This window comes from Dickeya oryzae, from assembly GCF_009372235.1.
Taxonomy (GTDB): Bacteria; Pseudomonadota; Gammaproteobacteria; order Enterobacterales; family Enterobacteriaceae; genus Dickeya; species Dickeya oryzae.
The window spans coordinates 36,704-63,213 of the sequence record NZ_ML762920.1 but is presented as its reverse complement, the minus strand read 5'-3'; the positions used below and the strand labels follow the sequence as shown (position 1 = coordinate 63,213).

Below are 26,510 nucleotides of genomic sequence, written 5' to 3'. Positions count from 1 at the left end.
TCTCATCATCAAGAACGCTATGCAAAAATCGTCAGTGCCTTATCAATGCCCTCTATGTCATCAACCCCTATACGCCGAATCCGATCGTTGGTCTTGTGGACGACACCATTTTGATCGCGCACGGGAAGGGTACGTCAATTTACTGCCAGTGCAGTTTAAGCGCTCCAAACAGCCGGGAGACAGTGCTGAAATGATGCAGGCCCGCCGGGCTTTTCTTGATAATGGGCACTATCAGCCGCTGCGCGATCGGGTATCAGAGCGCCTGTCTGTGTGCATGCAGGGACTGCCGGGGGCATTATTGGATATTGGGTGTGGCGAGGGGTATTACACAGCCGCGCTGGCGGACAAACTCGCCCCTCAGCAGATGCCTGTTTATGGGCTGGATGTGTCTAAAGCGGCGATACAGCGAGCGGCAAAACGCTATCCCCAGGTCATGTTTTGTGTGGCCTCCAGCCAACGGCTGCCTTTTCAGGACAACTCTCTGGCTGCCGTATTGAAAATCTATGCGCCCTGCAATAGCGACGAACTGGCGCGGGTTATTCAGCCTGGAGGAGGGGTGATGACCGTCTCTCCAGGGCCCAACCATTTATTGTCGCTCAAAGCGCGGGTCTATCAGGATGTCAAACCGCACCCTGAAATTGATGAAGTATTTCCGGGGTTTGTGCTGGAAACCGTCGAGCGGCTAGAGTATCGCATGTCGATGACGGGAACCGATGCCGCCAGTCTGTTACAGATGACACCATTTGCATGGCGAGCGACGCCGGATGTTCGTGATGGATTAATGGCAGAATCGCAGTTTGCGTGTGAAACCGATTTTCTGATTCGATTTCACCGGCGCGAAGGCTGAAGTGCGTGGAGTAACCAACGGGCGGCGGAAACTGCCCGTTGGTGTATTCATCAGGCGAGATCGAACAGGTGTTCGTAAAGAATGTTGCAGCCAATGCCGATCAGCACCACGCCACCAAGAATTTCGGCTCGTTTACCCAGGATGGGGCCGACATATCGGCCAATCATCATGCCGATTGTCACCATGATCATGGTGGCGCAGCCAATCGCCATCGCGGTGTGGAAGATATTCACCTGCAGGAAGGCCAACCCGACGCCAATCGCCATCGCATCCAGACTGGTGGCGACAGCAGTACACACCAAAACGAACAGACTGTGTTTAGAGATTTTCTCGCAGTTACAGGCGTCTTCGCCTTTTAACCCTTGCACAATCATACGTCCGCCCAAAATAAGCAGCAGACTGAAAGCAACCCAATGGTCCCAGGCAAGAATAAAACGGCTGGCATAAAATCCGAGCGCCCAACCGATTAACGGCGTCAATGCCTCGACAAAACCGAAGATGAGACCGGTTCGTATGGCTTCACGGAAACGGGGATTGTGCAGTGTGGCACCTTTACCAATAGACGCAGCAAACGCATCCATAGACATGCCAAAAGCAAGAATGAGTGTAGCGGATAAATTCATAATAAATGGCCTCGGCTGGGCAGTTCTCCATATCCACGTAATCCCCCCCCAACCAGACGACGGATCACGTGTCTATGGTCTCGCCTGCCAGTCTGGCCGCCCGTACCACGTTCAGTGAAGAACGAGTATGTTGATACGAGCATTCCTGAATGTGAGACATCAGGAATCGGCTACTCCCCAAGGACGGCGCAAAGATACCATATTATTCCTGCAGGAAACAACAATAAATAATATATGGGTTTAATTGAAATTGAGAATTATTTTCATCTCTAGGGGGGTTGAAAAAATTGATGAAAATTAAAACAATGCTACGTGGTTAAAATAGCAACCAGATATATTAGGTTAATATGGGTTGTGATTTATTCGCAAAGCGAATTTATTTCATTTTATTGATTTTCAATCATAAAATTATATATTTTCTCTAAATCATCCAAATCATTGACCGCCACCAGTAGTCGCCCTTTTTCAAGCCCAATCACCAGAATGCCGTCTTCTGATAAATTCATATTTTTAATACGATGATAAGGAATATAGGTATTGGCATAAAAGAAACCCTGATCTTTGAAGAGTAATTTTGGGTAACGAATCATGGTGAGATATATCGCCATGAGTATGAGCGAAAAAAGCAGCAATGTTGTCAGGTAAGCGCCTTGTGTTGTGACATTCTTGTAGATGAGTATCGCCACCAATACGATAAAGATCAGCGCATCCAGTCGATGTTTTCGTCGCAATTGCACCTTGAGCAGGGTATGACCATGCCGTCGACCCATGAGGAACTCATCGTAAATGGCGTATAGCAGTGACAAGGCAATAGAGACCATCAGAACAACGTCGGTAAAAGTCATGTACAACTCCAATGGTGGTGAGAGGCGCTAAAAACGATTTGGATGGTGAAAGTGGCAAATATCGTCAGGAACGTAAGGCGATGACAGTTTAACAATCTCTCTGTCTAACAATACAAAAATAACATGGCCGGGTTGCCCCGGCCAGTTGCGTCAGAGTCCCAACACGCCAATCCAGTAACCGATGATACCGATAACGAAAAAGCCGACAATCAACCAAAGTGCATTCACTTTGCGGCGCAGAAGCCACATACAGCCAAATGTCAGCAGTAACGGCACTAAACCGGGCATCAATTGGTCAAGTATCGATTGCACCGTCGTGACGGTAGTATGCCCGTCCTGCCCGGTTACACGCGATACCACCAACGGAATGTTAACGTGGGTCCATTTGTTGACTAGCGCCCCCATGACGAAGAGCCCTAGAATCGACGCCCCTTCAGTCATTTTTTGCAGCAAGCCGCCACCCATGTCACTCACGATATCCGCCCCTTTGCGGTAACCGTAAGCCACGCCGTAATAGCGCACCAACAGGCGCACCAGATTAAACAATACAAAAAACAGGATAGGGCCAAGCAGGCTGCCGCTCATGGCGATGCCAGCACCCAGCGCCGCGAAGACAGGACGCGCTGTTCCCCAGAATATCGGGTCACCCACACCGGCCAGCGGCCCCATCAACCCGACTTTCAGGCCGTTTATCGCCCCATCGTCGATCGGTGCGCCGTTGGCGCGCTGTTCTTCCATTGCCATTGTTACGCCCAGAACCGGGGCGGCGACAAACGGCTGTGTATTAAAAAACTCCAGATGGCGTTTAATCGCCTGTTTGCGTTCTTCCGAGTTTTCCGGGTAGAGGCGACGAATCACCGGTACCATGGAAAAGCAGAAGCCCAGGGCTTGCATACGTTCAAAATTCCACGACCCCTGGAACAGGTTCGAGCGCAGGAACACAGCGCGAATATCGCTGGGAGTCAGTTTCTTTGTGGTGTCCACCATGGCTTGCTCTCCTGTTAATCCAGTTCGTTATCGAGATCGTTGTTTGACGATGCAGCCGCTGCACCATGAGCTTTGTTGTATTTAGGGCTGAGCTGGATATACAGCACCGCCATAACAACACCGATGACACCCAGTGCGACCAGATTGAAATTAGTGAAAGCGGCGGTAACAAAGCCCAAATAGAAGAAGGGCATCAGATAACCGGCGCGCATCATGTTGATGACCATCGCATAACCGACGACGACGATCATACCGCCGGCGATATTCAACCCAGTGGTGACCACTTCGGGGATGGAAGAGAGCAGGCTGTGTACCGCTTCTGTCCCGACTGAAACGGCAACAATCACCGCAGGGATAGCAATACGCATGGCCTGCAACAGCAGGGCGGAAACGTGGATCCAACTGATAGCGGAAAGGTTACCGCGTTCGGCTGCGCTGTCAGCGGCATGCTGGAAGGCAACGGTGATAGTGCGCACAATAATGGTCAATACCTGACCTGCGGCGGCCAGCGGGATAGCCAGAGCGATCCCGGCACCGACGCTTTGGCCGCCAGCGATAACCAGAATGGTCGAGATGATGGAGGCGAGGGCCGCATCGGGTGCAACCGCCGCACCGATGTTCATCCAGCCTAATGCGATCATTTCCAGTGTACCGCCGATAATAATCCCGGTTTTCAGATCGCCCAGCACCAGCCCGATGAGGGTACAAGCCACCAGTGGCCGGTGAAACTGGAATTCGTCGAGAATAGAACCCATACCTGAAATACAGGCCACAATAAATATCAGCACGATTTGAAGCGTGGTGATCTCCATGGTACTTCTCCTGTGAGAATAGTGGTCCGAACAATAACGTCGTTACGCGCTTCGTTGCTCCGGAGGCGTCAACGCGGCACTTTAGTGATCAAATCCATCATATTGAGTTTGCTGTCTGTCGATACCTTCCGGACTTCCAGCTCAATACCTCGCGCATGGAGCTTGTTGAACGCGTCGATATCCTTGTCGTCAATCGATACTGCGTTATTGACCTGGGTTTTGCCCTGTCGGTAAGCCATGCCGCCGATATTGACCGACTTAATCTCGACGCCGTTTTCTACCAGTCGCACTACATCGGTTGGATTGGTAAACAGCAACATTACGCGGTCAGCGGCGTATTTCGGGTTATCGTAAACCCTGACAGCCTTGGCGACATCGACCACATGTGCAGAAACACCGGGAGGCGCGACTTGAGTCAGTAGCGTTTTTCGCACGTTATCCGCCGCCACTTCGTCGCTGACCACAATAATCCGGCTGACGTTGGTTTCCTTGGTCCAGCGGGTGGCGACTTGCCCGTGAATCAGACGGTCATCAATGCGAGCCAACCCGATTTTCATGTGTCCACCCGCTCCCGGCGGTGCGCTTGGCTTGGCGCTAACAGGGGCAGGGCGAGGTGCTTTTTCCGGTTCCGGTGCCTTCAGTGCTTTGACACCAGCGCGGCCGGTCTCCAGAGCAATGGCAACCAGTTCGTCAAAGGATGGGTTGTCGTCGCGGGCCATAAATGTTTCGGCCAGCATAGGAATATTGACCCCGGTAATCACTTCGTGATTTTTCTTGTCGTTCACCAGACGGCTGGCCGCATTAAACGGGCTACCGCCCCAGGTGTCGACCAGAAAAAGCACACCTTGCGAGGTGTCCAGTTCGGCTAGTTTCGCCTGATATTTTTCCATCAGGATCTCGGCGTTTTCGCCGGGAACAAAATCAATCCAACCAACGTTACTTTGTTCACCAAGAATCATTTCAGCTGTATTTAACAGCGGACCGGCCGTGGCGCCGTGAGTGCATAGTATGATGGCAATACTCACTTGCTCCCTCCTTTCAAGAATCACTGTTTTGTTGAGAGTGAAATCTGTCTGATTATCTGGATAAATTTCGTCACGTTTATTTGTGAGCGATATTCAGTATGGCTGCAATACCGTTTCTTGCCCGATTCTTTCCCGATATAGGGCACAAAAAGCGTCTAAGTCACGCATTACGCCGCTTTATGAATCGATTCAGGGCAGACTGACATCGGCAGGATTTATTTTAGGGGTCGAATAAATAAATTATGTGATATCGCTCGATAATTAGTAGCGGAATTGCACTGACGATGGTTGTGTTGCCGATGATGCGACCGGCTTCGCGGAGTCACAGAAAATCGTTGTGGAAAATAGCATTGACTCTGTTAAAGTTACTGTCCCTTTAATTACAGAGGAGTTACGGGTAAACGCCCTTCCTATGGACTGTCACCGACGATTCATTTCTTTTACTCCGGCGCTGGCCGGTGGAATTCTTCAGCTAATAGGCCATTCAGGCCGTATTCAGCCTTGTACTGATACCTCTCTTTTTCTTTCGCTGCACAATGCGACGGCATTGATGTCGTTTGCTCGTTCATTTTCCGGAGTCTGACATGGAATTTTTGCTGGATCCCTCAATCTGGGCAGGCTTACTGACGCTGGTGGTACTCGAAATTGTATTGGGTATCGACAACCTGGTGTTCATCGCCATTCTGGCAGATAAACTGCCTGCCAGGCAGCGTGACAAGGCGCGAATCATCGGTTTATCGCTGGCGCTGTTGATGCGGCTTTGCCTGCTATCCCTGATTTCCTGGATGGTGACACTGACTCGACCGCTGTTTTTCGTCGGGCAGTTTAGCTTTTCGGGCCGCGATTTGATTTTGCTGGCCGGGGGGATATTTTTGCTGTTCAAGGCCACGATGGAGTTGCATGAACGGCTGGAAAACCGCCCGCTTGACCCCAATGCCAACCGTGCGCAGGCCAGTTTCTGGGCCGTTGTGGTACAGATCGTTATTCTGGATGCGGTGTTCTCGCTGGATGCGGTGATTACTGCGGTAGGTATGGTCAACCATCTGGGTGTGATGATGACCGCCGTGGTGATCGCGATGGCCATTATGTTATTGGCATCGAAGCCGTTAACCCGCTTTGTGAACGCGCATCAAACCGTCGTTGTACTTTGTCTGAGCTTCCTGCTGATGATTGGCCTGAGTCTGGTTGCTGAAGGGTTTGGTTTCCATATCCCGAAAGGCTACCTGTACGCGGCGATCGGCTTTTCGATCATTATCGAACTGTTTAACCAGGTTGCCCGACACAACTTCATCAAACACCAGTCGCACTTACCTATGCGTGAGCGTACCGCCGAAGCGATTTTGCGTCTGATGGGGGCGCGCAAAGCGACCCATGATGAGGAAGAGCAGCCGCTGCAAAAAACAGAAGAAACGTTTGCGGAAGAAGAACGCTACATGATTAGTGGGGTGCTGACGCTGGCTTCCCGTTCCCTGCGTAGTGTTATGACACCGCGTACCGATATTTCCTGGGTGGACAGTGAACGGTCGGTGGAAGATATCCGTCTGCAACTACTGGATACACCCCATAGCCTGTTTCCGGTGTGTCGGGGGTCGCTGGATGAGCTGGTCGGTGTCGTGCGTGCCAAAGACTTGCTGGTCGCGTTGGAAGAACATATCGATGTGGAACAGTTCGCTGCCAACAACCCGCCTATCGTGGTCCCTGAAACATTGGATGTGATCAATCTGCTGCCGGTACTGCGCCGGGCAAAAGGCAGTCTGGTGATCATCACCAATGAGTTTGGTGTGGTGCAGGGGCTGGTCACGCCGCTGGATGTTCTGGAGGCAATTGCTGGCGAATTCCCGGATGAAGATGAAACGCTGGACATCATCGACGATGGCGACGGCTGGCTGGTGCGGGGCGGTACCGATCTGCATTCGTTGCAGCAGGTGCTCAATGTGCAGGACCTGGTCGACCCGAAAGAGGATTACACCTCGCTGGCGGGATTGTTGTTGGCTCACAGCGATGAATTCCCCAAAGTGGGGGACACACTGGAGTTGCACCGATTGCGTTTCCTGATTGTGGAAGCGACGGACTACCGTATTGAACTGGTTCGGGTGGTTCGCGTACCGGAAACGACGGCAGAAAGCGCTGTATAAGCCGTGTCGGCCGTATGATGTAACGCCCGCCGTTGTGGCGGGCGTTACCGGCGCAAAAGTATCAATTCCTGTCAGGATGGACCAATGGCGCGTTTGCGATCAGTCGCATTGCACCTTGATTGCCAGCCCACCACGGGACGTTTCACGGTATTTGGCGTTCATGTCTTTGCCAGTTTCGTACATGGTTTCAATCACCTTGTCGAGTGATACGCGGGCTTCCGTCGTGCGGCGTATCGCCATGCGGGTTGCGTTGATAGCCTTGACGGACGCGATAGCATTACGCTCGATACACGGCACTTGCACCTGTCCGGCAACCGGATCGCAGGTCAGGCCTAAATTGTGTTCCATACCGATTTCTGCGGCTACGCACACCTGCTCCGGGCTGGCACCCAGCAATTCAGCCAGACCTGCCGCCGCCATTGAACAGGCCACACCCACTTCGCCCTGACAACCGACTTCCGCTCCGGAAATAGACGCATTCATTTTATACAACGACCCAATCGCGCCGGCTGCCATGAAATAACGCAGATAGATACCGGGGCCGACAGGCTCGATAAAGTGATCATAGTAGGCCAGTACCGCTGGCACGATGCCACAAGCGCCGTTAGTCGGTGCGGTGACAACCCGTCCTCCAGCGGCGTTTTCCTCGTTGACCGCCAGTGCGAACATGTTGACCCAGTCCACCACGTTCATCGGGTCGTTAGAGAGTTTGTCCGAGGCGACCAGCATGCGGCGAAGCGCGGCGGCACGGCGCGGTACCCGCAGCGGACCGGGCAGTACACCCTCGGTATTCATGCCGCGATCCATACATGCGCGCATGGTTTGCCAGACCGCAGCGAAATAATCTTCAATTTCCTGACGGCTATGTAACGCCAGTTCATTGCGCATCATCATGCCGGAAATAGAAAGTCCGCTTTGTTTGCAGTGCTCCAGAATTTCCCGGGCCGAGCGGTAAGGATGCGGAACGGTGAGGGTATCTTCCTGAGTCTGGCCAAAGTGTGCTTCATCGACGATAAACCCACCGCCGATCGAATAATACGTTTGGCGAAACAGTGGAAGATCGGCAGCAAAAGCGGTCAGCGTCATGCCGTTTTCGTGCAGCGGCAAATTTTCTCCCCGAAAGATCATGCCGCCTTCGCGGGGGAAGGCGACCTCATGTATGCCTGCCAGAGACAATCGTTCGGTTTGCTCGACTTCCCGAATAAACGTCGGGATAGCATCGATATCTACCGTATCGGGTTGGTTACCTGCCAGACCAAGAATAATCGCGATATCGGTATGGTGACCCTTACCGGTCAGAGCGAGGGAGCCGTAAACCTCGACCATGACCCGATCGGTACGAGACAGCACATCCCGCTGTTGCAGTTCATCGACAAATTGCTTACCGGCTTTCATCGGTCCAACCGTATGAGAGCTGGAGGGGCCAATTCCGATTTTGAACATGTCGAATACGCTTATCACGCTGAAACTCCTCTCAGGGCGTTGCCTGTTGTGACTATATAGGAAGCGGGTCGTCGTTGCTCGCTATACCACCACGTATCCGGTGTGATGGCGCGAAGCTGACTTGCTTTAGAATAAAACTCGATAGATCACGCTATTGTAGTGGAGAGTATGCTGACATATTCGGCTTTTCACATGAAATAAAGTTATGTTATGCCGAAAAATAACTTATAGCTGGCGAAGGGAAACACGGCAAAATCAAACGGACTCCGGCATCGCCACGTGCAGTGCTAACTGACGAATGATGGCGGCGGTCAGCCCCCAGACCAGTTGTTGCTGATACCAGGAAAGATAAACCCGGTGGCGTTGTTGATGGCGTTTGATATCCAGCGGGTAGTAACGCTGTAGGGCAAACGCCTCTCGTAATGGCATTTCAAACAGTTCTGCGACTTCATCGGCGTTAGGATGAAAAGACGTGTTTTCCGGTAACAAGCCGACCACCGGCGTGACCTGATAACCGCTGGAGCTGTCGAAGGCAGGCAGCGTACCCAAAATCTGAACCGATGCTGGTGGAATGGCGACTTCTTCCTCGGCTTCACGCAGCGCGGTGGCAATCAGCGAGGCGTCTTCCGGGTCTGCCGCTCCGCCGGGGAACGCTACCTGTCCGGCATGCTTACGCAGGTGGGGCGAACGGCGTGTCAGCAGCAGGCATGGGTCAGGGCGACGGATAATCGGTATCAGCACAGCAGCCTGCCGTTGGTGGCGAGTAATCGGCAAAACCGGTGCGGTTTGCAACTGAAAGCGTGTAATAAACGCGTCCAGATCGTAAGGGGCGTCATCATCTGTATCGGGTAAGAAAGGCAACAGCGTAGTATCCGTCATGATGTTCAGCCCTCCGGTTTAATCCATGGTCGATACTGTTAATAACGGCAGGATGCGGCCAATCTTGTCGAATGTTTCCTGATATTCTGCCTGTTCTTCGCTATCGGCCACAATTCCACCACCCGCCCAGCAGGACAGTGTGCCGTTGGTGGCGATCAGTGTGCGAATGGTGATGTTGGTATCCATGGTGCCGCAAACACTTATATAGCCGATACTGCCGCAATACGCATTGCGTCGGTGAGGCTCCAGTTCCTCGATGATCTCCATCGCGCGTACTTTGGGCGCACCGGTTATCGAGCCGCCGGGAAAGCAGGCGCGCAGCAGGTCGGTGGCGTGCTGCTGCGACGGGAGCTGTGCTTCGATGGTGCTGACCAGATGGTGTACTGCCGGAAAAGGCTCCACCACAAATAGCTCGGGAACACGCACGCTACCTGGCACGGCGACCCGACCAATATCGTTGCGCAGCAGGTCAACGATCATCAGGTTTTCTGCGCGGTCTTTTTCGGAGTCAGCCAATCGCTGCGCCTGACGGGCATCTTCGTCGGCATTTGGCAGCCGCGGCAGTGTGCCTTTGATCGGTCGCGTTTGAATGTGGTTATCCTGTAGCCACAGGAAGCGCTCTGGCGAAATACTGAGCACGGCGCTATGCGGCAATCGCAGAAAAGCGGAAAACGGTGCCCGGTTGCTGGCGGAAAGCGTCAGAAATGCCTGCCATTCATCCCCGTGATAAGCGGCCTGAAAACGCTGAGCCAGATTGACCTGATAACAATCGCCAGCACGCAGATAATCCTGAATGCGACGGAATTTTTCACCGTACTGGTCACGGCTCATGTTGGCTTGCCAGTCGCTGGTCAGGCAGAATGCGCCCGGCTCAATAGGGGAAAGATTATTTATCCAGGCCAGTCGGCTCGTGATATCGCCGTGGCACACCAGGGTCAGGCGTTGTTGGTGATGGTCGGCAATTAACGCCCAATCGTAAATACCTACTGCCATGTCAGGCTGGTCGATATCCCGCGCTGCCACGGACGGCAAGGTTTCTACCCGTCGACCCAAATCGTACCCAAACAGACCTAGTGCGCCGCCCTGAAACGGATAATCCGGATGGGGTGGCACCTTGACTGCCAGTGCGTCGAGGTGCTGTTGCAGCAATAAAAACGGGTCTTCGGTAGAAATCTGCCGGGTATCACCTTGTTGGATGGTGGTTTGTGTACCAATGGTCTCTAGCGTCAGACGTGGCTCGGCGACCAGAATATCAAACCGGTTATGAGGATGGTCGGCAAATCCGGAATGGAGCAACATCGCCCAAGGCTGGTGTGAGAGTGTGCTAAAAAGGCGTAACAGCACATCCGGTTGGTAGGACAGAGCATGATAGACTATCGATGTCGGCATAACGGTATTGGTATGGTCTCGCGATGTTGGTCATACCGGCAGCCGAGTGCTGAACCGGCAGCAGGCGTTGCAGTGTTGCAAGCGTACCACAAACCGCAGCCTGGCGCGGGTATCGTCGGCATAAAAAGGTTTTCAGGAGAAGAATGATGTTTGCAGGTATCCCGGCGCTGACCCATGAGCAGCAGCAACAAGCGGTAGAAAGAATACAGCACCTGATGGCAGAAGGCATGAGTAGCGGCGAAGCCATCGCTCAGGTCGCAGAGGAATTGCGTCAAAACCACCAGGGGGCGCGGGTGGTGGCGCGTTTTGAGGATGACGACGCACCAGAGTAGTGATTGACGGGCGGCACAGGTCACCGCCGCCCGCGAGTGTTATTCCACTGCGGCGATCGCTTTGATTTCCACTTTAAATTTGGGGTTCATCAGTTTCGCTTCGACGGTGCAACGCACCGGTGCGCTACCGGCCACGACCCAGGCATCCCAGGCGGCGTTCATAGCGGCGAAATCCGCTTTATCGGCCAAAAAAATAGTGACATCCAGCAGGCGACTCTTATCGCTGCCCGCCTGTTGCAAGATGGCATCCAGCGACGCGAGCGCGTTTTCGGTTTGGGCTTTGGCGTCGTCATCCAGATTTTCCGGCACACTGGTGTAGTACAGCGTGTTGTTATAGATAACCGCGTCGGACCAGCGTGCGTCGGGATTGATACGGGTAATGGCCATGAAGTCAGTCTCCTTGTGGCATGTGCGCGTTGCAGGATTTGCGTATTGCAGCATGTGCAGTGCCGTTGTGCAGAATTGCGCAGAGTGGAACAGGCGCTAAAACCGCAGAGACTAACACAGTTCGGCTTTCCGTGTGACCCAGCGTGGGGCGCAAATATTAGCGTGCGGTGGAGACTTGAGCCGCAGTGGTGTCGTGCACGCAGGCTTGGCATAATCAGCCACCTTAATTCCGCCGCATTCAGGTGACGGCATTGTCAGACAAGAGAAACCGCGTGACAGCAGAGAACACAATCGACGATTTTGCAACGGATGGCGTACTGGCGAGGGCGATTCAGGGCTTCCAGCCGCGTGAACCACAACGGCAGATGGCGGCGGCTGTGTTGGACGCCATTGATGCCAGACAACCGCTGGTGGTGGAAGCGGGTACCGGCACGGGCAAAACCTATGCGTATCTGGCACCGGCTCTGCGTTCTGGCAAAAAAGTGATTGTGTCTACCGGTTCACGTGCGTTGCAGGATCAACTGTATAGCCGTGATCTACCGACAGTTGCTAACGCATTACAGTTTCAGGGCAAGCTGGCGCTACTAAAAGGTCGTGCCAATTATTTGTGCATCGAACGCTTAGAACAGCAATCGCTGGCGGGCGGCGATCTTGGTCATGAAGTGCTGCGTGAGCTGGTACGGTTGCGCAGTTGGAGCAGTGAAACCGAAGACGGCGATATCAGCCAGTGCGGCGACGTCGCTGAAGACAGCGCGGTATGGCCGCTGGTGACCAGCACCAACGATAACTGCCTTGGCAGCGATTGCCCGCATTACAAAGACTGTTTTGTGGTGAAGGCCCGTCGACGGGCGATGGATGCCGACGTGGTCGTGGTGAACCATCATCTTTATTTAGCGGATATGGTGGTCAAAGAGAGCGGGTTTGCTGAACTGATCCCCGATAGCGACGTCGTGATATTCGACGAAGCCCACCAGATTCCCGATATTGCCAGCCAGTACTTTGGTCAGCAGCTCTCCAGTCGTCAGTTGCTGGATCTCGCCAAAGATATCGTGATTGCTTACCGTACCGAAGTGCGCGACGCCAGTCAGTTGCAGAAAAGTGCTGATCGTTTGAGCCAGAGCACCCAGGATTTCCGGCTGGCGCTGGGTGACCCGGGATTTCGTGGTAATCTGCGTGACATTGTCACGGATAATGTGTTGCAGCGCTCGTTGACGCTGCTGGATGATGCGCTGGAGCTGTGCTGTGATGTGGCGAAGTTATCGCTGGGCCGTTCTGCGTTGCTGGATGCGGCTTTTGAGCGTGCGACTGTTTATCGGGCTCGGTTAAAGCGGCTGCGCGATGTGCAGCAACCCGGCTACAGCTACTGGTACGAATGCACCTCGCGTCATTTTGTGCTGGCGCTGACACCACTGTCGGTCGCAGACCGCTTTCGCGATGTGATGAAAGAGAAACCGGCCTGTTGGGTGTTCACCTCAGCTACGCTGTCGGTTAACGAGCAGCTCACGCATTTCATCGAACGACTGGGGCTGGATCAGGCCCGCACATTACTGCTGCCAAGCCCGTTTGACTATGCGACTCAGGCATTACTGTGCGTACCGCGCAACCTGCCGGAGATCAATCGGCCCGGCGCTGCCAGACAACTGGCGCGGCTGTTGCGCCCGCTCATCGAAGCCAATCAGGGGCGTTGCTTCATGTTGTGTACCTCACACCAGATGATGCGTGATCTGGCTACGGAGTTTCGTGCCTCGCTAACGTTGCCGGTGCTGATCCAGGGGGAAACCAGTAAGCCGCAATTGCTGGCGCAATTTCTGTCGGCGGGCAATGCGCTGCTGGTGGCGACCGGCAGTTTTTGGGAAGGCGTCGATGTGCGAGGGGATGCGTTGTCGTGTGTGATTATCGACAAGCTACCGTTTACCTCACCGGATGACCCGCTGCTGAAAGCGCGTATGGAGGATTGCCGGGTGCGTGGCGGTGATCCGTTTGATGAGGTACAACTGCCCGATGCGGTCATTACCCTAAAGCAAGGGGTTGGTCGGTTGATTCGTGATGTGGAAGATCGCGGTGTGCTGGTGATTTGCGATAATCGATTAGTGACTCGACCCTATGGCGAGGTGTTTCTGACCAGCTTGCCGCCCGCGCCAAGAACGCGCGATTTGCGTCAGGCTATCGATTTTCTGACGCGCAAACCGTGACGCTTACCGGCGCTGGCTGTTATGATGCGCGCCGTTGAAATATTCTCTCCCTGCCTGAGGTTGGCATGTCTACGCGAATTTTAGCGCTTGATACCGCAACGGAAGCCTGTTCTGTTGCACTATGGAATGATGGTGAAATCCATTCCCTGTTTGAGGTTTGCCCTCGTGAACATACTCAGCGAGTCTTGCCGATGGTTCAGCAACTGCTGGCCGAGCAGGGTATTACGCTCAATCAACTGGACGCGCTGGCGTTCGCTCGGGGGCCGGGCAGTTTCACCGGTGTGCGTATTGGTATCGGCATTGCGCAAGGGTTAGCGTTGGGTGCTGGTTTGCCGATGCTTGGCGTGTCAACGCTGGCGACGCTGGCGCAAGGCGCATACCGCCTGACCGGCGCGAACCGGGTATTGGCTGCGATTGACGCCCGTATGGGGGAAGTCTACTGGGCGAGTTATGAGCGTGACCAACAAGGCCACTGGCAGGGTGAAGCGAGTGAGGCGGTGCTGGCACCGGTTCAGGTGCAGGCGCTGACGGCATCGCTGAGTGGTGACTGGGCCACGGCCGGAACCGGCTGGCAAACCTACCCGGATTTACTGGATAACCCGGCGGTCACCCTGAATCATACCGATGTGCAGTTGCCACAGGCACAAGACATGTTGCCGATGGCCTGTCAGTTATGGTCATCAGGTGGGGCGGTGAACGTCGAACAGGCTGAACCCCGTTATCTGCGCAACAACGTGGCATGGAAAAAATTACCCGGCCGCGAATAACAGCAACTTATCGCATCAACTACAGTCTAATTCAGGTATCTGTCATAACTTAACGGCAGCAGGCAGGTGTATGTGATGACAATCGAAAGTTTCGCCAATCAAGCGTTTGAACGCAGACGGTCAGGGTGGACTCGGGGTGGGTGGTGTGCGCTGTTGTTGCTAAGCCTGAGTGTGTTATCCGGTTGCGTCACGGTGCCCGATGAAATTCGTGGCACGTCGGCAACACCGCAGATGGATCTGATTCGGGTGATGAATGCGCCTAATCTGTACGTCGGTCAGGAGTCACGCTTTGGTGGCCGGATTGCGGATATTCGCAATGAAGCCAACCGTACCCGGCTGGAAATCGTGACATTACCGCTGGATAACGCAGGTCGACCACGGCTTGATGAGCCGTCGGAAGGGCGGCTGGTGGCCTACGTGAACGGTTTTCTGGAACCGGTAGAGTTTAAAAATCAACTGATCACGGTCGTCGGACCGATTACCGGCAGCGAGCAGGGTAAAATTGGTGAACGGCCATACACGTTTGTGGTCGTGAAGGTTGAAGGCTATAAGCGTTGGCGAGAGGTACAGCAGATGGTGTTGCCGCCACGGGCTTATGATCCCTGGTGGGACCGTCGTTACCGCCACGTATGGGGTCCTGGCTGGGGGCCGGGTTGGAATGATGGCTACGCGCCGGTGCAGGTGGAGACGGTGGTAACAGAGTAATACCCATCATCCGTAGGCACTGACCTGACAGTCAGATGACTTGATAGTAAAACGAGGCGGCGAGGGTCGCCTCATTTTTTTGTCGTTATAGTTTTTGCAGTAATAGCAATACGTTGAAATTAAGTGATCGTCTTCTCAACCTGAGCATTGTGAACGTCACAGTGGACAATTTGAGTTAAAATATTGTTAAAGAACGCTCGGATTGGGATTGATTATGCCACTTAAAAAATATCTCGGGAGTGACGTTTTGGAAAAAATCTGGTTAGCGCGTTATCCGGCGGATGTCCCTGCGGAAATTGACCCGGATCGTTATGCTTCGCTGATCGAATTGTTTGAACACGCGGTAGCGCGTTATGCCGACCAGCCTGCCTTTATCAATATGGGCGAGACCATGACGTTTCGTCGGCTGGAGGAGCGTAGTCGGGCGTTCGCTGCTTATCTGCAGCATCAATTGAAGTTGAAAAAAGGTGAGCGCGTTGCGCTGATGATGCCTAATTTGCTGCAGTATCCGATAGCACTGTTTGGTGTGCTGCGCGCCGGGCTGGTGGTAGTCAATGTCAATCCGTTGTATACGCCACGTGAACTGGAGCACCAGCTAAAAGATTGTGGTGCCTCAGCGATTGTTATCGTTTCCAATTTCGCTCATACGCTGGAGAAGGTGGTGTATAACACCCCGGTGAAGCATGTGATTCTGACCCGTATGGGCGATCAACTGGCACCGGCAAAAGGTACGCTGGTTAACTTTGTGGTTAAGTACATCAAGCGACTGGTACCGAAGTATCACCTGCCGGATGCCATTTCGTTTCGCCGTGTCTTGCAACAGGGCAAACGGATGCCCTATGTGCGCCCGGAGGTTAATAACCAGGATCTGGCTTTTCTGCAATACACCGGTGGTACAACCGGTGTTGCCAAAGGTGCCATGCTGACTCACCGAAATATGCAGGCTAACCTGATGCAGGCCAAAGCGGCGTACGGTCCGGTGCTCCATGAAGGACGCGAACTGGTGGTAACGGCGCTGCCGCTCTATCACATCTTCGCGTTAACGGTGAATTGCCTGCTGTTTGTCGAGTTGGGTGGCAAAAACCTGTTGATTACCAATCCGCGCGATATCCCCGGCATGATTAAAGAACTGTCGCATTATCCGTTTACTGCCATTACCGGGGTGAATACGCTGTTTAACGCGTTGCTGAACAATGAAGCGTTTAGTCGGCTGGATTTTTCCACGTTGCACTTGTCGGTGGGCGGTGGCGCATCGGTACAACAGGTGGTGGCTGAGCGTTGGGAAAAACTGACCGGTATTCACCTGCTGGAAGGTTACGGGTTGACGGAAAGTGCACCGCTGGTGGCGGGCAATCCTTACGACTTGCAACACTATAGCGGCAGCATCGGTTTGCCGGTGCCGTCCACCGATGTGCGAATCATCAATGATGATGGGGTGGATGTGGCACCCGGTGAACCCGGTGAGTTATGGGTGCGCGGCCCACAGGTGATGTCGGGTTACTGGCAGCAACCGGCCGCGACGCAAGAGGTGCTCAAAGAGGGCTGGCTGGCGACGGGTGACATTGTCACGTCAAACGAGCAGGGCTTTCTGAAAATCGTTGATCGTAAAAAAGATATGATCTTGGTGTCTGGCTTTAATGTTTATCCTAACGAGATAGAAGAAGTGGTGGTTCGCCATCCTAAGGTCTCTGAGGCCGCCGCTGTCGGCGTGGCCAGTGAAACGTCCGGGGAAGCGGTGAAAGTCTTCGTGGTGTGCCGCGACCCGTCACTGACGGTAGAAGAACTCATTAGCCATTGTCGTCGTAATCTCACGGGGTATAAAGTGCCACGATTATTTGAGTTCCGAAGTGAGTTACCTAAATCCAACGTGGGGAAAATCCTCCGGCGTGAGCTGCGTAATGAGCAGTCAGCTGCCTGATGGTTGCCTGTGACGGTCATGACGGGTATGGTGAGAGCCTGCCTGCTGAGCCACAGGACAATATCACCTTTCGCCAGGCCCTTGCCTGCCCTGACGGACCGGTAGAACCGCGTCGTGTTGGTGGTTCGTCATGAATGTGTTTTATGCCCTGAGCGCGGCTGTTCGCACCGGGGCACAACCAAGAGAATACCGTTTTGAATTATCAGTTGATTACTACCGATGAAGGATTATCAGCGGTGTGCGCGTTGGCGTGCGCGGTGTCCGAAGTCGCGCTGGATACCGAGTTTGTTCGTACCCGCACTTACTATCCACAACTGGGGCTGATCCAGTTGTATGACGGCGAGAACCTGTCGTTGATAGACCCGCTGGCAATCAGCAACTGGGAGCCGTTTCGGGCGCTGTTGCAGAACCCGCAGGTGACCAAATTCCTGCATGCCGGTAGTGAAGATTTAGAAGTGTTTTTAAATGCGTTCGGCTGCCTGCCGTCGCCCTTTATCGATACCCAGATTCTGGCGGCATTTCTGGGTAAGCCGTTGTCTTATGGGTTTGCGGCACTGGTGGCGGATTACCGCCAGGTTGTGCTGGATAAAAGCGAGTCCCGCACCGACTGGCTGGCGCGTCCATTGAGTGAGAGACAGTGCCAGTATGCGGCTGCTGATGTGTTTTATCTGCTACCGGTAGCCAGAGTACTGGTAGAAGAGACGCGGGCGGCTGGCTGGCTGGAGGCTGCGCTGGATGAGTGTTTGTTGTTATGCCAACGTCGTCAGGATGTGCTGGCACCGGAGATGGCGTATCGGGAAATCGGTAATGCCTGGCAACTGAGAGGGCGTCATCTGGCTTGTCTGCAAAAATTGGCGGCGTGGCGTCTGCGTAAAGCCCGGGAGCGTGATAGCGCGGTTAATTTTATTGTCCGTGAGGAGAACCTGTGGCAGGTTGCTCGTTGTCTTCCCGGTTCGCTCGGCGAGCTGGACTCGTTAGGCCTGAGTGGGCCGGAGATTCGTTATCACGGTAAAACACTGTTGTCGCTGGTGGCGGAAACCGCAGCGCTGAGCGAAGCGGATTATCCGCCTGCCGTGGTTAACCTGATCGATTACCCCGGCTACAAGAAAGCTTTCCGTGATATCAAGGCGCTGGTGCAGCAGTGCGCTGAACAAAGTGGTTTATCAGCAGAATTGCTGGCATCCCGGCGGCAGATTAACCGTTTGCTGAATTGGCACTGGAAACTGGTATCGCTGGATAATGCGCCGGAAATGGTCACGGGCTGGCGCGGTCGTCTGTTTAGGGATGGGTTGCAAGCGATTCTGGCGCAGTATTAAGCACGATAAATCATCATGACGAAAACCACCGCCCCTGATGTGCAGAGGCGGTAGTGGAAACGGTTACCTGTTGAAACAGGGAAGCGGTGATTATTTGTCGACGGTCGGCGTGGGTGCTGCGGGTTCGTCAGCTTCCGGCAGCGTAACGTTCAGTTCCAGTACGGAAATATCATCGCCTTTCTGTTCCAACTGTACCGTTACCATTTCCGGGTCTATCTGCACGTACTTACAGATAACTTCCAGAATGTCTCGTTTGAGCTGCGGCAGATAATGCGGCTCACTGTCCCCACGGCGTCGCTCCGCGACAATAATCTGTAGCCGTTCCTTGGCGATATTGGCTGTCGTTTTTTTGCGGGACAAAAAGAAATCGAGTAACGCCATGATTTATCCCCCAAAGAGTCGTTTCAGGAAGCCTTTCTTCTCTTCCTCAATAAACCGATACGGTCTATCTTCGCCCAACAGGCGATCCACGGTATCTGCATAGGCTTTGCCTGCATCGGCTTCTTTATCCAGAATAACCGGCTCACCCTGGTTGGATGCTCGCAATACGGACTGGTCTTCCGGAATGACGCCTATCAACGGAATACGCAGAATTTCCAGAACATCTTCCATGCTCAGCATATCGCCGCGGCTGACACGACCTGGGTTGTAACGGGTGAGCAGCAGATGTTCCTTGATAGGGTCCTGTCCTTGTTCCGCACGGCGCGATTTTGACGACAAAATTCCCAGAATGCGGTCGGAGTCACGCACTGACGACACTTCCGGGTTAGTGGTAATGATAGCCTCATCGGCGAAATACAACGCCATCAAGGCACCGGTTTCAATGCCTGCCGGGGAGTCACAGATAATAAAATCGAACTCCATGTCAGCCAGGTCGTTGAGAACCTTATCCACGCCTTCGCGGGTCAGGGCATCTTTATCCCGGGTTTGTGAAGCCGGTAATATGTACAGATTTTCGGTACGCTTATCTTTGATCAACGCCTGATTCAGGGTCGCGTCGTTCTGGATGACGTTCACAAAGTCATACACGACCCGGCGCTCACATCCCATGATCAGGTCGAGGTTACGCAGACCGATGTCAAAATCGATGACAACCGTCTTCTTACCTTTTTGGGCTAAACCGGTAGCAATGGCCGCGCTTGAAGTGGTCTTGCCAACGCCCCCTTTACCTGAAGTAACAACAATGATGCGTGCCATAAATAATTCCTTTCAAGGGCCTAGTCTAGAGGTTGTATAGTCAAAGCATGGTCAGGCGGATTGAGTTTCAGGCGCGCCGCCTTCCCGAAATAACTTTCCGGTATCTGATCGCTAAGCCAGTAACGACCAGCGATAGAGACCAGTTCAGCGGCCAACTGGGTACAGAAGATCTGGCTGCTGACATCGCCAGAAACACCTGCCAGCGCACGGCCGCGCATCATGCCGTAAATATGGATATTGCCATCGGCAATGACCTCCGCACCGGCACTGACATGGCTGGTGACGATAAGATCACAGTCGCGAGCATAAATTTGCTGTCCGGAACGGACGGGCGTGTTGATCACCCGGGTTTTAACGGGTGTAGCAACTGGTGCCGGAGGTTGAGTCGTCCGGCGTTCCTTGCCTTCACGTGATTTACCTTCACGTAATAGCGGGAGTCCCGCTCTGGCGATGACGTGCCTGAGTTGCTCATCATCGCATCCACTTACCCCTACGACTTTCAAACCGGCGTCGGTAATCGCCTGCTGAAGTTTGCTCCAGTCTGCATCAACGGGCAGTGTCGATACATTGACAACAACCGGCGCGTTTTTGAGAAACGCCGGTGCCTGTTCAATCTTTTCCTGCAAGGCCTGGTGAATAATGTCGGGCTGTGCATCATGCAGATGAACAACAGATAAGGTAAAGTTGCTGCCTTTCAACTCAATTGGCGTTTGTGACATCTGTCCTGACTCAGTTTCAGCATCTTTAAATCCCCAGAGTAACATTTAAGGCATGATATTCCAGAGCGCTCCAAGCATGTTATAGTCACATGAAAATACAGGCAAGACACCATTTTCCTGGTTCAGAGTAAAAAACATGTATTGTGTGATCTATAGAAGTTCTAAACGCGAACAAACATATCTCTACGTCGAAAAAAAAGACGATTTTTCCCGAGTTCCGGCAGAGCTGATGAAAAGTTTTGGCCTGCCACATCTGGTGATGTTATTACCGCTTGATGGCAGTAAGAAACTGGCTTCAGCAGATATAGAGAAGGTAAAACAGATGCTTAAGGATCAAGGTTTTTATCTGCAACTGCCCCCGCCGCCGGAAAATCTATTGGATGAGTTGCAGGCAAGCGCGAAAAAATAATGTCCGAATTATTTTTCATATAATGGTAAGAACAGTTGGAGGAATTAGCCGCTGTTTTTTAATACAGGGGTGTCAGAAATAAACCAGGGGAATGCGTTAATTTTACTGATGCTATTTCCCGGATACTGATTTATATACAGGTGTATTATAAATAAATCTATTTCCTGGCACTCCTCAGGATTCCTCTCTACTCACCAGGTGTATTGGTGGCGCGAACATACAGGTAGCGCAAAATTTCTGATACATTTCAGACACTATTGTTCATCAATTGTGCTTACTTTTTGGATAGCGATGCCGGTATGATGAACAGGCTATGTCCCGCTCACTGTGGTGGGCTGGCGCATCCACTAACAGAAAAGTCAGGAGAGGGTTCATGTATCAACACAGAGACTGGCAGGGCGCATTACTGGATTTTCCTGTCAACAAAGTGGTGTGTGTCGGTAGTAACTATTCCGAGCATATCCGTGAAATGGGTAGCGCCAAACCGGCGGAACCGGTTCTGTTTATCAAGCCTGAGACCGCTCTGTGCGATTTGCGCCAGCCAGTGGCTATTCCGAAAGAGTTGGGATCGGTACATCATGAGGTTGAGCTGGCTGTATTGATCGGTACGCCGCTCAAACAGGCAAACGAGGAACGTGTCGCCAGAGCTATCGCAGGCTATGGTGTGGCATTGGACCTGACGCTGCGTGATCTACAAGCCGGTTTCAAAAAAGCCGGGCAGCCGTGGGAAAAAGCGAAGGGATTTGATGGTTCCTGTCCGGTATCGGGCTTCATTCCTGTGGCTGAATTTGGCGACCCGCAGCAGGCTGATTTGGGCATCAACATCAATGGTGAGGTACGCCAGCAAGGCAACACCAGCGATATGATTACACCAATCCTGCCGCTGATAGCTTATATGAGCCGCTTTTTCACCTTGCGCGCCGGAGACATTATCCTGACCGGAACCCCTCAGGGTGTGGGGCCGTTACAGGTAGGCGATGCGTTGACCATTACGCTTAACGATCGCACGTTGACTACTCACGTCATTTGATTTAACACCACCCGCGGTGTCGCTGCGGGTGGTATCCCTCAGCATCCGCCTTTACAATACGCTACAGACCTCCTGTTTATCATCGGAATGGCAGTTATGACTCAACAACCCTTTTGGGAAACCAAAACACTGGAACAAATGTCGAACGACGAGTGGGAGGCACTCTGTGATGGTTGCGGTCGCTGCTGCCTGCATAAGCTGATCGATGAGGATACGGAAGAGCTTTATTTCACTAATGTCGCGTGTAACCAGCTGAACATTAAAAGCTGCCAGTGCCGTAATTACGCACGTCGATTCGAGTATGAGCCAGATTGCATCAAGCTGACGCGCGAGAATTTGTTGTCATTTGACTGGTTACCGCAAACCTGCGCTTATCGTTTGATCCATGAAGGCAAAGGGTTACAACCCTGGCATCCGTTGCTGGCAGGGGCCAAATCAGCGATGCACCAGCAGCGGATCTCGGTGCGTTATATCGCGGTGCGTGAAAGCGATGTGGTGGACTGGCAAGACCACATTTTGAACAAACCGGAGTGGGCGAGATAAAAACGAGCAGCCTGACGGAGATATTGACGCAATGCGAGCAGGGTGTTCGTCAGAAATAACAGTTCAGGATAGCCGTTAGCGTATCGTCTAAAACCAGCCGGGCCAGAATTAATCTGGCCCGGAGTCTTCGTGGTTTGGGTATTTATCGAAGTATTTACCGGCCGAACAGATCTCGACGTTTGGGTCGAAATGGCTGGGCAATCAGTACCAGCACCGCCATCAGCAAGTAAGCGGCGAAAATGACGATCATCCACTGTGGCATTTCCAGATTCAGGAAGTTCCACTGCCGTTCGGCACAATCGCCCGTCGCGGTGAAGATAGCTGGTAGCCATTTGTCCAGCGGCAACCAGGATGGGAAACTGACAAAAAAGTCACAGGTAACGAACGGCGAGGGATGCAACTGGATATTGGTGTGTTTGATAGCCAATGCCAGACCTTCCCAGGCACTGTAAATCCATAACCCGATGGCCGGATAACGCAGCACGGTACCCGGTGCGATGGCTCCCACCAGTCCGGCGGCCATGATACCATAAAGCGCAGTTCGCTGGTAAATGCACAGTACGCAAGGTTTTAGCATCATTATGTACTGGAAATAGAGGGCAACCAGTTCAAAAGCCAGTGCCGTAAACGCCATCAGAAGCCAGGCACCCCGGCCGCGGGAGCAACGGTTTAAAAATCGCAACATAAAAAATATTCCATGCTAAAAACGATAATATGAGCAGTGATAACCGTGCTCACCGCCCTCATTGAATCTCTGGTCCGGGTGCGCTGACGTTTCTCGCGGTGGTGGGGTTGCCCTGTACCGCATGGAATGTGCATCAGCGCCTGAGCGAAGATTCTGCTGTGCCAACAAATACCTTGCTGTTTTTAACGCTTTCTGTGAGGGATCGCCAGTTTCGTGACAAAATCCGCCCCTTACTATACACGATTTATTCCAGAGCATGACGCTATTGATCAATCATCACTGTATTGAATAATGGTGCCGTGGCGGTGTGCTTGCTTGCCATGTCACGGATTGTGCTGTCACGGATGCCATCATCTCAGGGTGAGCGTGGCGATAATAACCGTTTGTTGGAATAGTTTCCCGTTATCATAAAAATCTGTAATAACAAAACTTCAATATTACTCAGAATGGCATGCCATACTTGATTTGGACTGGTCATGCCAGTGAAAATAGTCTGCCACGCGGCTGAGCCATCGAACCGCGGCAGGTAGCATTCAGGGCTATGCCCAGGGAAAAAAATAACCACTGTGTACAAAGCCACCCCGAAAAATGGGAGTCTGGCGGAAACGGCGAGGTGGTTAAAATGAGAATAATGGCAGACACCGCGTCGTTATCTGACTGGGTGCCCGCAATGTATGCAGAGGAAATAGGGTGGCAGATTGCGCCTGGCGCATCGATTTTCCTTTTCTCATATTAATTTAATTTAATTTAACTATTTGATGGGTGTTTAGAGAAAATTATCGTAAAGCGTGGGGGATATTCGCGTTTGTTTACGGGGAATTGTCTTTAGTCACAGTTTTTATGTCGAATTGAGATTTTCAGGTCCTGCTATGCTATGTGATGTAGGGTTCGTTTGGTATGATGATGTTGACTTTCACTGGTAAACATCGCTACGGAATATAAACTTATGGTTATAAAGGCGCAAAGTCCGGCGGGATTCGCGGAAGAATATATTATTGAAAGTATATGGAATAATCGTTTCCCTCCTGGGTCTATTCTGCCCGCTGAGCGGGAGTTGTCCGAGTTGATCGGGGTGACGCGTACGACGTTACGCGAGGTGCTACAGCGCCTGTCCCGTGATGGATGGCTTACTATCCAGCATGGCAAACCGACCAAAATCAATAATTTTTGGGAAACGTCCGGATTAAATATCCTGGAAACGCTGGCTCGACTTGATCATGACAGCGTTCCTCAGTTGATCGATAACTTGCTGGCGGTGCGCACGAATATCGCCGGGATTTTTATCCGCACTGCAATTCGTTTGCATCCGGCAAAATCGGTAGAAATTCTTAAGCTGGCCGAGTCTGTTCAGGATACGTCAGATGCGTATGCCGAGCTGGATTACAACGTGTTTCGAGGGCTGGCTTTTGCCTCCGGCAATCCGATTTATGGTCTTATCATCAACGGGTTGAAAGGGTTGTACATTCGGGTAGGGCGTTATTACTTCTCTAATCCAGAAGCTCGTAAAACAGCACTGGCGTTTTATCGCCGTCTGGAATCGCTGGGGCGTGACGGGTTGTATGAGCAGGTGCCTGATGCGATTCGTCAGTATGGTAAAGAGAGCGGGGCATTGTGGCATAGCATGCAAAGCGGTATCCCGCGTGATCTGGCAGAAGGTCGCCGGTAGTCACATTTGCCACTAAAGAGTAAGACAAATAAAAAACGGGTAGCTTCAACGCTACCCGTTATCGTATGGAAACATCCTTGGTCATAAGGCTGGGTTGCGTGGCGGGCAACGGTCGATCAGCTCAATGCTGCCATCCTCGTTCATCTGCTCCAGTGTGACGTCAAATCCCCACAGACGATGAACATGTTTCATCACTTCATGGCTGCTTTTATCCAGTGGTGCACGGTTTTGCGGCACATAGCGCAGCGTCAATGAGCGATTGCCGCGTAAATCTACGTTCCAGACCTGTATATTGGGCTCGATATTACTCAGGTTGTACTGGGACGAAAGCTCCTGGCGGATTTTCCGATAGCCTTTTTCATCATGGATCGCGGCAATCTCCAGATAATTGTTGCGATCGTCATCCAGTACGGTAAACAGCCGAAAATCTCGCATCACTTTCGGCGAGAGGAACTGGCTGATAAAGCTTTCGTCTTTGAAGTTTTGCATCGCGAAATGCAGTGTTGTCAGCCAGTCTTTGCCAGCGATATCCGGGAACCAATAACGGTCTTCTTCCGTCGGGCTCTGACAAATGCGCTTGATATCCTGGAACATCGCAAAACCGAGGGCATACGGATTGATGCCGCTGTAATACGGGCTGTTGTACGGCGGTTGGTAGACGACGTTGGTGTGACTGTGAAGAAACTCCAACATAAAACGGTCAGACAGTTTCCCCTCGTCATAAAGATGATTGAGGATGCTGTAATGCCAGAAGGTCGCCCAGCCTTCATTCATCACCTGTGTTTGTTTTTGCGGATAAAAATACTGACTTATCTTGCGTACGATACGCAAAATCTCACGCTGCCACGGCTCCAGCAGTGGGGCATTTTTCTCCATGAAGTAGAGCAGGTTCTCTTGGGGCTCATGGGGGAAACGACGCGCTTTCTCCGGTGAGGCTTCCTGTTCACGACGTGGCAGTGTGCGCCAAAGTTCGTTGACCTGACTCTGTAAGTAGGCTTCACGACTTTTCTGGCGCATTTTTTCCTCTTCCAGCGAGATTTTCTGCGGTCGTTTATAGCGGTCCACCCCGTAATTCATCAGTGCATGGCAGGAATCGAGCAGTTTCTCCACTTCATCGACACCATGGCGCTCTTCACATTGGGCAATGTACTGGCGGGCGAACAGCAGGTAATCGACGATAGAGCTGGCGTCGGTCCAACTGCGAAACAGGTAGTTACCTTTGAAGAAGGAGTTATGACCGTAGCACGCATGTGCCATCACCAATGCCTGCATCGGCATGGTATTTTCTTCCATCAGATACGCGATGCACGGATTGGAGTTGATGACGATTTCATAGGCCAACCCTTGCTGGCCGTGTTTATAGCGTTGTTCGGTTTCGATAAATTTCTTGCCGAACGACCAGTGGGCATAGTTGATGGGCATCCCGATGCTGGAATAGGCGTCCATCATTTGCTCAGACGTGATCACCTCGATTTGGTGGGGATAGGTATCCAGACGATACAGTTTGGCTACCCGGTCAATTTCATCCAGATAGACCTGCAGCAAATCGAATGTCCAGTCAGGTCCGTCATTCAGACGTTGTGGGCTTGTTACCCGCTCATCAGTCGATATAGCCATCAGCGCACCCCTCACTATAACTGCCGCCACTTCATTGCGTCG

The 26,510-nt window shown here is 52.6% G+C and carries 27 protein-coding genes and 1 riboswitch; of the genes, 12 read left to right on the top strand and 15 right to left on the bottom strand.

Annotated features, from left to right (window positions below; translation table 11 throughout):
- Positions 1 to 34: 34 nt before the first annotated feature.
- Positions 35 to 847 (top strand): 23S rRNA (guanine(745)-N(1))-methyltransferase, encoded by an 813-nt coding sequence (rlmA, locus tag FAZ14_RS00270; protein ID WP_153508145.1) that lies wholly within the window; start codon positions 35 to 37, stop codon positions 845 to 847.
- Positions 848 to 897: 50 nt separating this feature from the next.
- Here the strand turns inward: rlmA and mntP are convergent, their stop codons facing one another.
- The 5 genes from mntP to manX all read right to left on the bottom strand — a co-directional run bounded on the left by mntP (position 898) and on the right by manX (position 5,139).
- Positions 898 to 1,470: a manganese efflux pump MntP gene (gene mntP / locus FAZ14_RS00265; RefSeq protein ID WP_038925851.1), complete on the bottom strand. Its 573-nt coding sequence runs from the start codon at positions 1,468 to 1,470 to the stop codon at positions 898 to 900.
- Positions 1,471 to 1,477: 7 nt separating this feature from the next.
- Positions 1,478 to 1,661: riboswitch (yybP-ykoY riboswitch) on the bottom strand.
- A gap of 195 nt (positions 1,662 to 1,856) precedes the next feature.
- Positions 1,857 to 2,315 carry a DUF986 family protein gene (locus FAZ14_RS00260; protein ID WP_016941444.1) on the bottom strand — a complete coding sequence of 153 codons (459 nt, stop codon included), beginning with the start codon at positions 2,313 to 2,315 and terminating at the stop codon, positions 1,857 to 1,859.
- 150 nt (positions 2,316 to 2,465) lie between these two features.
- Positions 2,466 to 3,302, bottom strand: a complete 837-nt coding sequence (locus FAZ14_RS00255) for a PTS mannose transporter subunit IID (protein ID WP_016941443.1) — start codon at positions 3,300 to 3,302, stop codon at positions 2,466 to 2,468.
- Positions 3,303 to 3,316: 14 nt separating this feature from the next.
- Positions 3,317 to 4,114 (bottom strand): PTS mannose/fructose/sorbose transporter subunit IIC, encoded by a 798-nt coding sequence (locus FAZ14_RS00250; protein WP_016941442.1) that lies wholly within the window; start codon positions 4,112 to 4,114, stop codon positions 3,317 to 3,319.
- A gap of 68 nt (positions 4,115 to 4,182) precedes the next feature.
- Entirely contained in the window at positions 4,183 to 5,139 is a 957-nt protein-coding gene (gene manX, locus FAZ14_RS00245; protein ID WP_016941441.1) for a PTS mannose transporter subunit IIAB, read from the bottom strand.
- 584 nt (positions 5,140 to 5,723) lie between these two features.
- Between manX and FAZ14_RS00240 the strand changes: the two genes are divergently transcribed.
- Complete coding sequence (locus tag FAZ14_RS00240; RefSeq protein ID WP_016941440.1) at positions 5,724 to 7,274, top strand: TerC family protein; 1,551 nt, start codon at positions 5,724 to 5,726, stop codon at positions 7,272 to 7,274.
- Positions 7,275 to 7,373: 99 nt separating this feature from the next.
- On the opposite strand, the gene FAZ14_RS00235 is transcribed toward FAZ14_RS00240, so the two are convergent.
- The 3 genes from FAZ14_RS00235 to pabB form a co-directional block, all read right to left on the bottom strand.
- Positions 7,374 to 8,735 (bottom strand): L-serine ammonia-lyase, encoded by a 1,362-nt coding sequence (locus tag FAZ14_RS00235; RefSeq protein ID WP_016941439.1) that lies wholly within the window; start codon positions 8,733 to 8,735, stop codon positions 7,374 to 7,376.
- Between the two features lie 237 nt (positions 8,736 to 8,972).
- Entirely contained in the window at positions 8,973 to 9,596 is a 624-nt protein-coding gene (locus FAZ14_RS00230; RefSeq protein ID WP_016941438.1) for a CoA pyrophosphatase, read from the bottom strand.
- 18 nt (positions 9,597 to 9,614) lie between these two features.
- Positions 9,615 to 10,985, bottom strand: a complete 1,371-nt coding sequence (gene pabB / locus FAZ14_RS00225; RefSeq protein WP_153507852.1) for an aminodeoxychorismate synthase component 1 — start codon at positions 10,983 to 10,985, stop codon at positions 9,615 to 9,617.
- A gap of 146 nt (positions 10,986 to 11,131) precedes the next feature.
- Between pabB and FAZ14_RS00220 the strand changes: the two genes are divergently transcribed.
- A complete protein-coding gene (locus FAZ14_RS00220; protein WP_016941437.1) occupies positions 11,132 to 11,317 on the top strand; it encodes a YoaH family protein in 186 nt (61 codons plus the stop codon).
- A gap of 39 nt (positions 11,318 to 11,356) precedes the next feature.
- On the opposite strand, the gene FAZ14_RS00215 is transcribed toward FAZ14_RS00220, so the two are convergent.
- Positions 11,357 to 11,704: a RidA family protein gene (locus tag FAZ14_RS00215; protein WP_016941436.1), complete on the bottom strand. Its 348-nt coding sequence runs from the start codon at positions 11,702 to 11,704 to the stop codon at positions 11,357 to 11,359.
- A 272-nt stretch (positions 11,705 to 11,976) separates the two neighbouring features.
- Between FAZ14_RS00215 and FAZ14_RS00210 the strand changes: the two genes are divergently transcribed.
- The 5 genes from FAZ14_RS00210 to rnd all read left to right on the top strand — a co-directional run bounded on the left by FAZ14_RS00210 (position 11,977) and on the right by rnd (position 18,602).
- The gene (locus tag FAZ14_RS00210) at positions 11,977 to 13,896 is read left to right on the top strand and encodes a DNA repair helicase YoaA (RefSeq protein WP_029456350.1); all 1,920 of its coding nucleotides are present in this window, start codon (positions 11,977 to 11,979) and stop codon (positions 13,894 to 13,896) included.
- A 65-nt stretch (positions 13,897 to 13,961) separates the two neighbouring features.
- Positions 13,962 to 14,663: a tRNA (adenosine(37)-N6)-threonylcarbamoyltransferase complex dimerization subunit type 1 TsaB gene (gene tsaB, locus FAZ14_RS00205; RefSeq protein ID WP_038925855.1), complete on the top strand. Its 702-nt coding sequence runs from the start codon at positions 13,962 to 13,964 to the stop codon at positions 14,661 to 14,663.
- A 75-nt stretch (positions 14,664 to 14,738) separates the two neighbouring features.
- A complete protein-coding gene (locus tag FAZ14_RS00200; protein WP_038925856.1) occupies positions 14,739 to 15,368 on the top strand; it encodes a Slp family lipoprotein in 630 nt (209 codons plus the stop codon).
- 247 nt (positions 15,369 to 15,615) lie between these two features.
- On the top strand, positions 15,616 to 17,286 hold the full coding sequence (gene fadD, locus FAZ14_RS00195) for a long-chain-fatty-acid--CoA ligase FadD (protein WP_038925857.1): 1,671 nt from the start codon (positions 15,616 to 15,618) through the stop codon (positions 17,284 to 17,286).
- A gap of 194 nt (positions 17,287 to 17,480) precedes the next feature.
- Positions 17,481 to 18,602, top strand: a complete 1,122-nt coding sequence (rnd, locus tag FAZ14_RS00190; RefSeq protein ID WP_016941432.1) for a ribonuclease D — start codon at positions 17,481 to 17,483, stop codon at positions 18,600 to 18,602.
- A 90-nt stretch (positions 18,603 to 18,692) separates the two neighbouring features.
- Here the strand turns inward: rnd and minE are convergent, their stop codons facing one another.
- Genes minE through minC form a run of 3 tightly spaced genes read right to left on the bottom strand, consistent with a single transcriptional unit; the run spans position 18,693 to position 20,518 of the window.
- Complete coding sequence (minE, locus tag FAZ14_RS00185; RefSeq protein WP_016941431.1) at positions 18,693 to 18,983, bottom strand: cell division topological specificity factor MinE; 291 nt, start codon at positions 18,981 to 18,983, stop codon at positions 18,693 to 18,695.
- 3 nt (positions 18,984 to 18,986) lie between these two features.
- Entirely contained in the window at positions 18,987 to 19,799 is an 813-nt protein-coding gene (gene minD / locus FAZ14_RS00180) for a septum site-determining protein MinD (RefSeq protein WP_016941430.1), read from the bottom strand.
- A 20-nt stretch (positions 19,800 to 19,819) separates the two neighbouring features.
- Positions 19,820 to 20,518, bottom strand: a complete 699-nt coding sequence (gene minC / locus FAZ14_RS00175; protein WP_038925954.1) for a septum site-determining protein MinC — start codon at positions 20,516 to 20,518, stop codon at positions 19,820 to 19,822.
- Between the two features lie 136 nt (positions 20,519 to 20,654).
- On the opposite strand from minC, the gene FAZ14_RS00170 reads away from it, so the two are divergent.
- From FAZ14_RS00170 to FAZ14_RS00160, 3 genes are all read left to right on the top strand, one after another.
- Positions 20,655 to 20,927, top strand: a complete 273-nt coding sequence (locus FAZ14_RS00170) for a YcgL domain-containing protein (RefSeq protein ID WP_038925858.1) — start codon at positions 20,655 to 20,657, stop codon at positions 20,925 to 20,927.
- Positions 20,928 to 21,300: 373 nt separating this feature from the next.
- Positions 21,301 to 21,957 carry a fumarylacetoacetate hydrolase family protein gene (locus FAZ14_RS00165; protein WP_038904279.1) on the top strand — a complete coding sequence of 219 codons (657 nt, stop codon included), beginning with the start codon at positions 21,301 to 21,303 and terminating at the stop codon, positions 21,955 to 21,957.
- 96 nt (positions 21,958 to 22,053) lie between these two features.
- A complete protein-coding gene (locus tag FAZ14_RS00160; protein WP_029456348.1) occupies positions 22,054 to 22,500 on the top strand; it encodes a YcgN family cysteine cluster protein in 447 nt (148 codons plus the stop codon).
- A gap of 154 nt (positions 22,501 to 22,654) precedes the next feature.
- Here FAZ14_RS00160 and dsbB read toward each other — a convergent pair whose 3' ends face one another.
- Both dsbB and FAZ14_RS20425 read right to left on the bottom strand, forming a co-directional pair.
- The gene (gene dsbB / locus FAZ14_RS00155; protein WP_016941426.1) at positions 22,655 to 23,185 is read right to left on the bottom strand and encodes a disulfide bond formation protein DsbB; all 531 of its coding nucleotides are present in this window, start codon (positions 23,183 to 23,185) and stop codon (positions 22,655 to 22,657) included.
- A 355-nt stretch (positions 23,186 to 23,540) separates the two neighbouring features.
- The gene (locus tag FAZ14_RS20425; RefSeq protein WP_420890241.1) at positions 23,541 to 23,750 is read right to left on the bottom strand and encodes a hypothetical protein; all 210 of its coding nucleotides are present in this window, start codon (positions 23,748 to 23,750) and stop codon (positions 23,541 to 23,543) included.
- A gap of 381 nt (positions 23,751 to 24,131) precedes the next feature.
- Here FAZ14_RS20425 and fadR point away from each other — a divergent pair, with 381 nt between their 5' ends.
- A complete protein-coding gene (gene fadR / locus FAZ14_RS00145) occupies positions 24,132 to 24,851 on the top strand; it encodes a fatty acid metabolism transcriptional regulator FadR (protein ID WP_016941425.1) in 720 nt (239 codons plus the stop codon).
- A gap of 81 nt (positions 24,852 to 24,932) precedes the next feature.
- Here fadR and FAZ14_RS00140 read toward each other — a convergent pair whose 3' ends face one another.
- Entirely contained in the window at positions 24,933 to 26,468 is a 1,536-nt protein-coding gene (locus FAZ14_RS00140) for a SpoVR family protein (RefSeq protein WP_016941424.1), read from the bottom strand.
- Between the last annotated feature and the right edge of the window lie 42 nt (positions 26,469 to 26,510).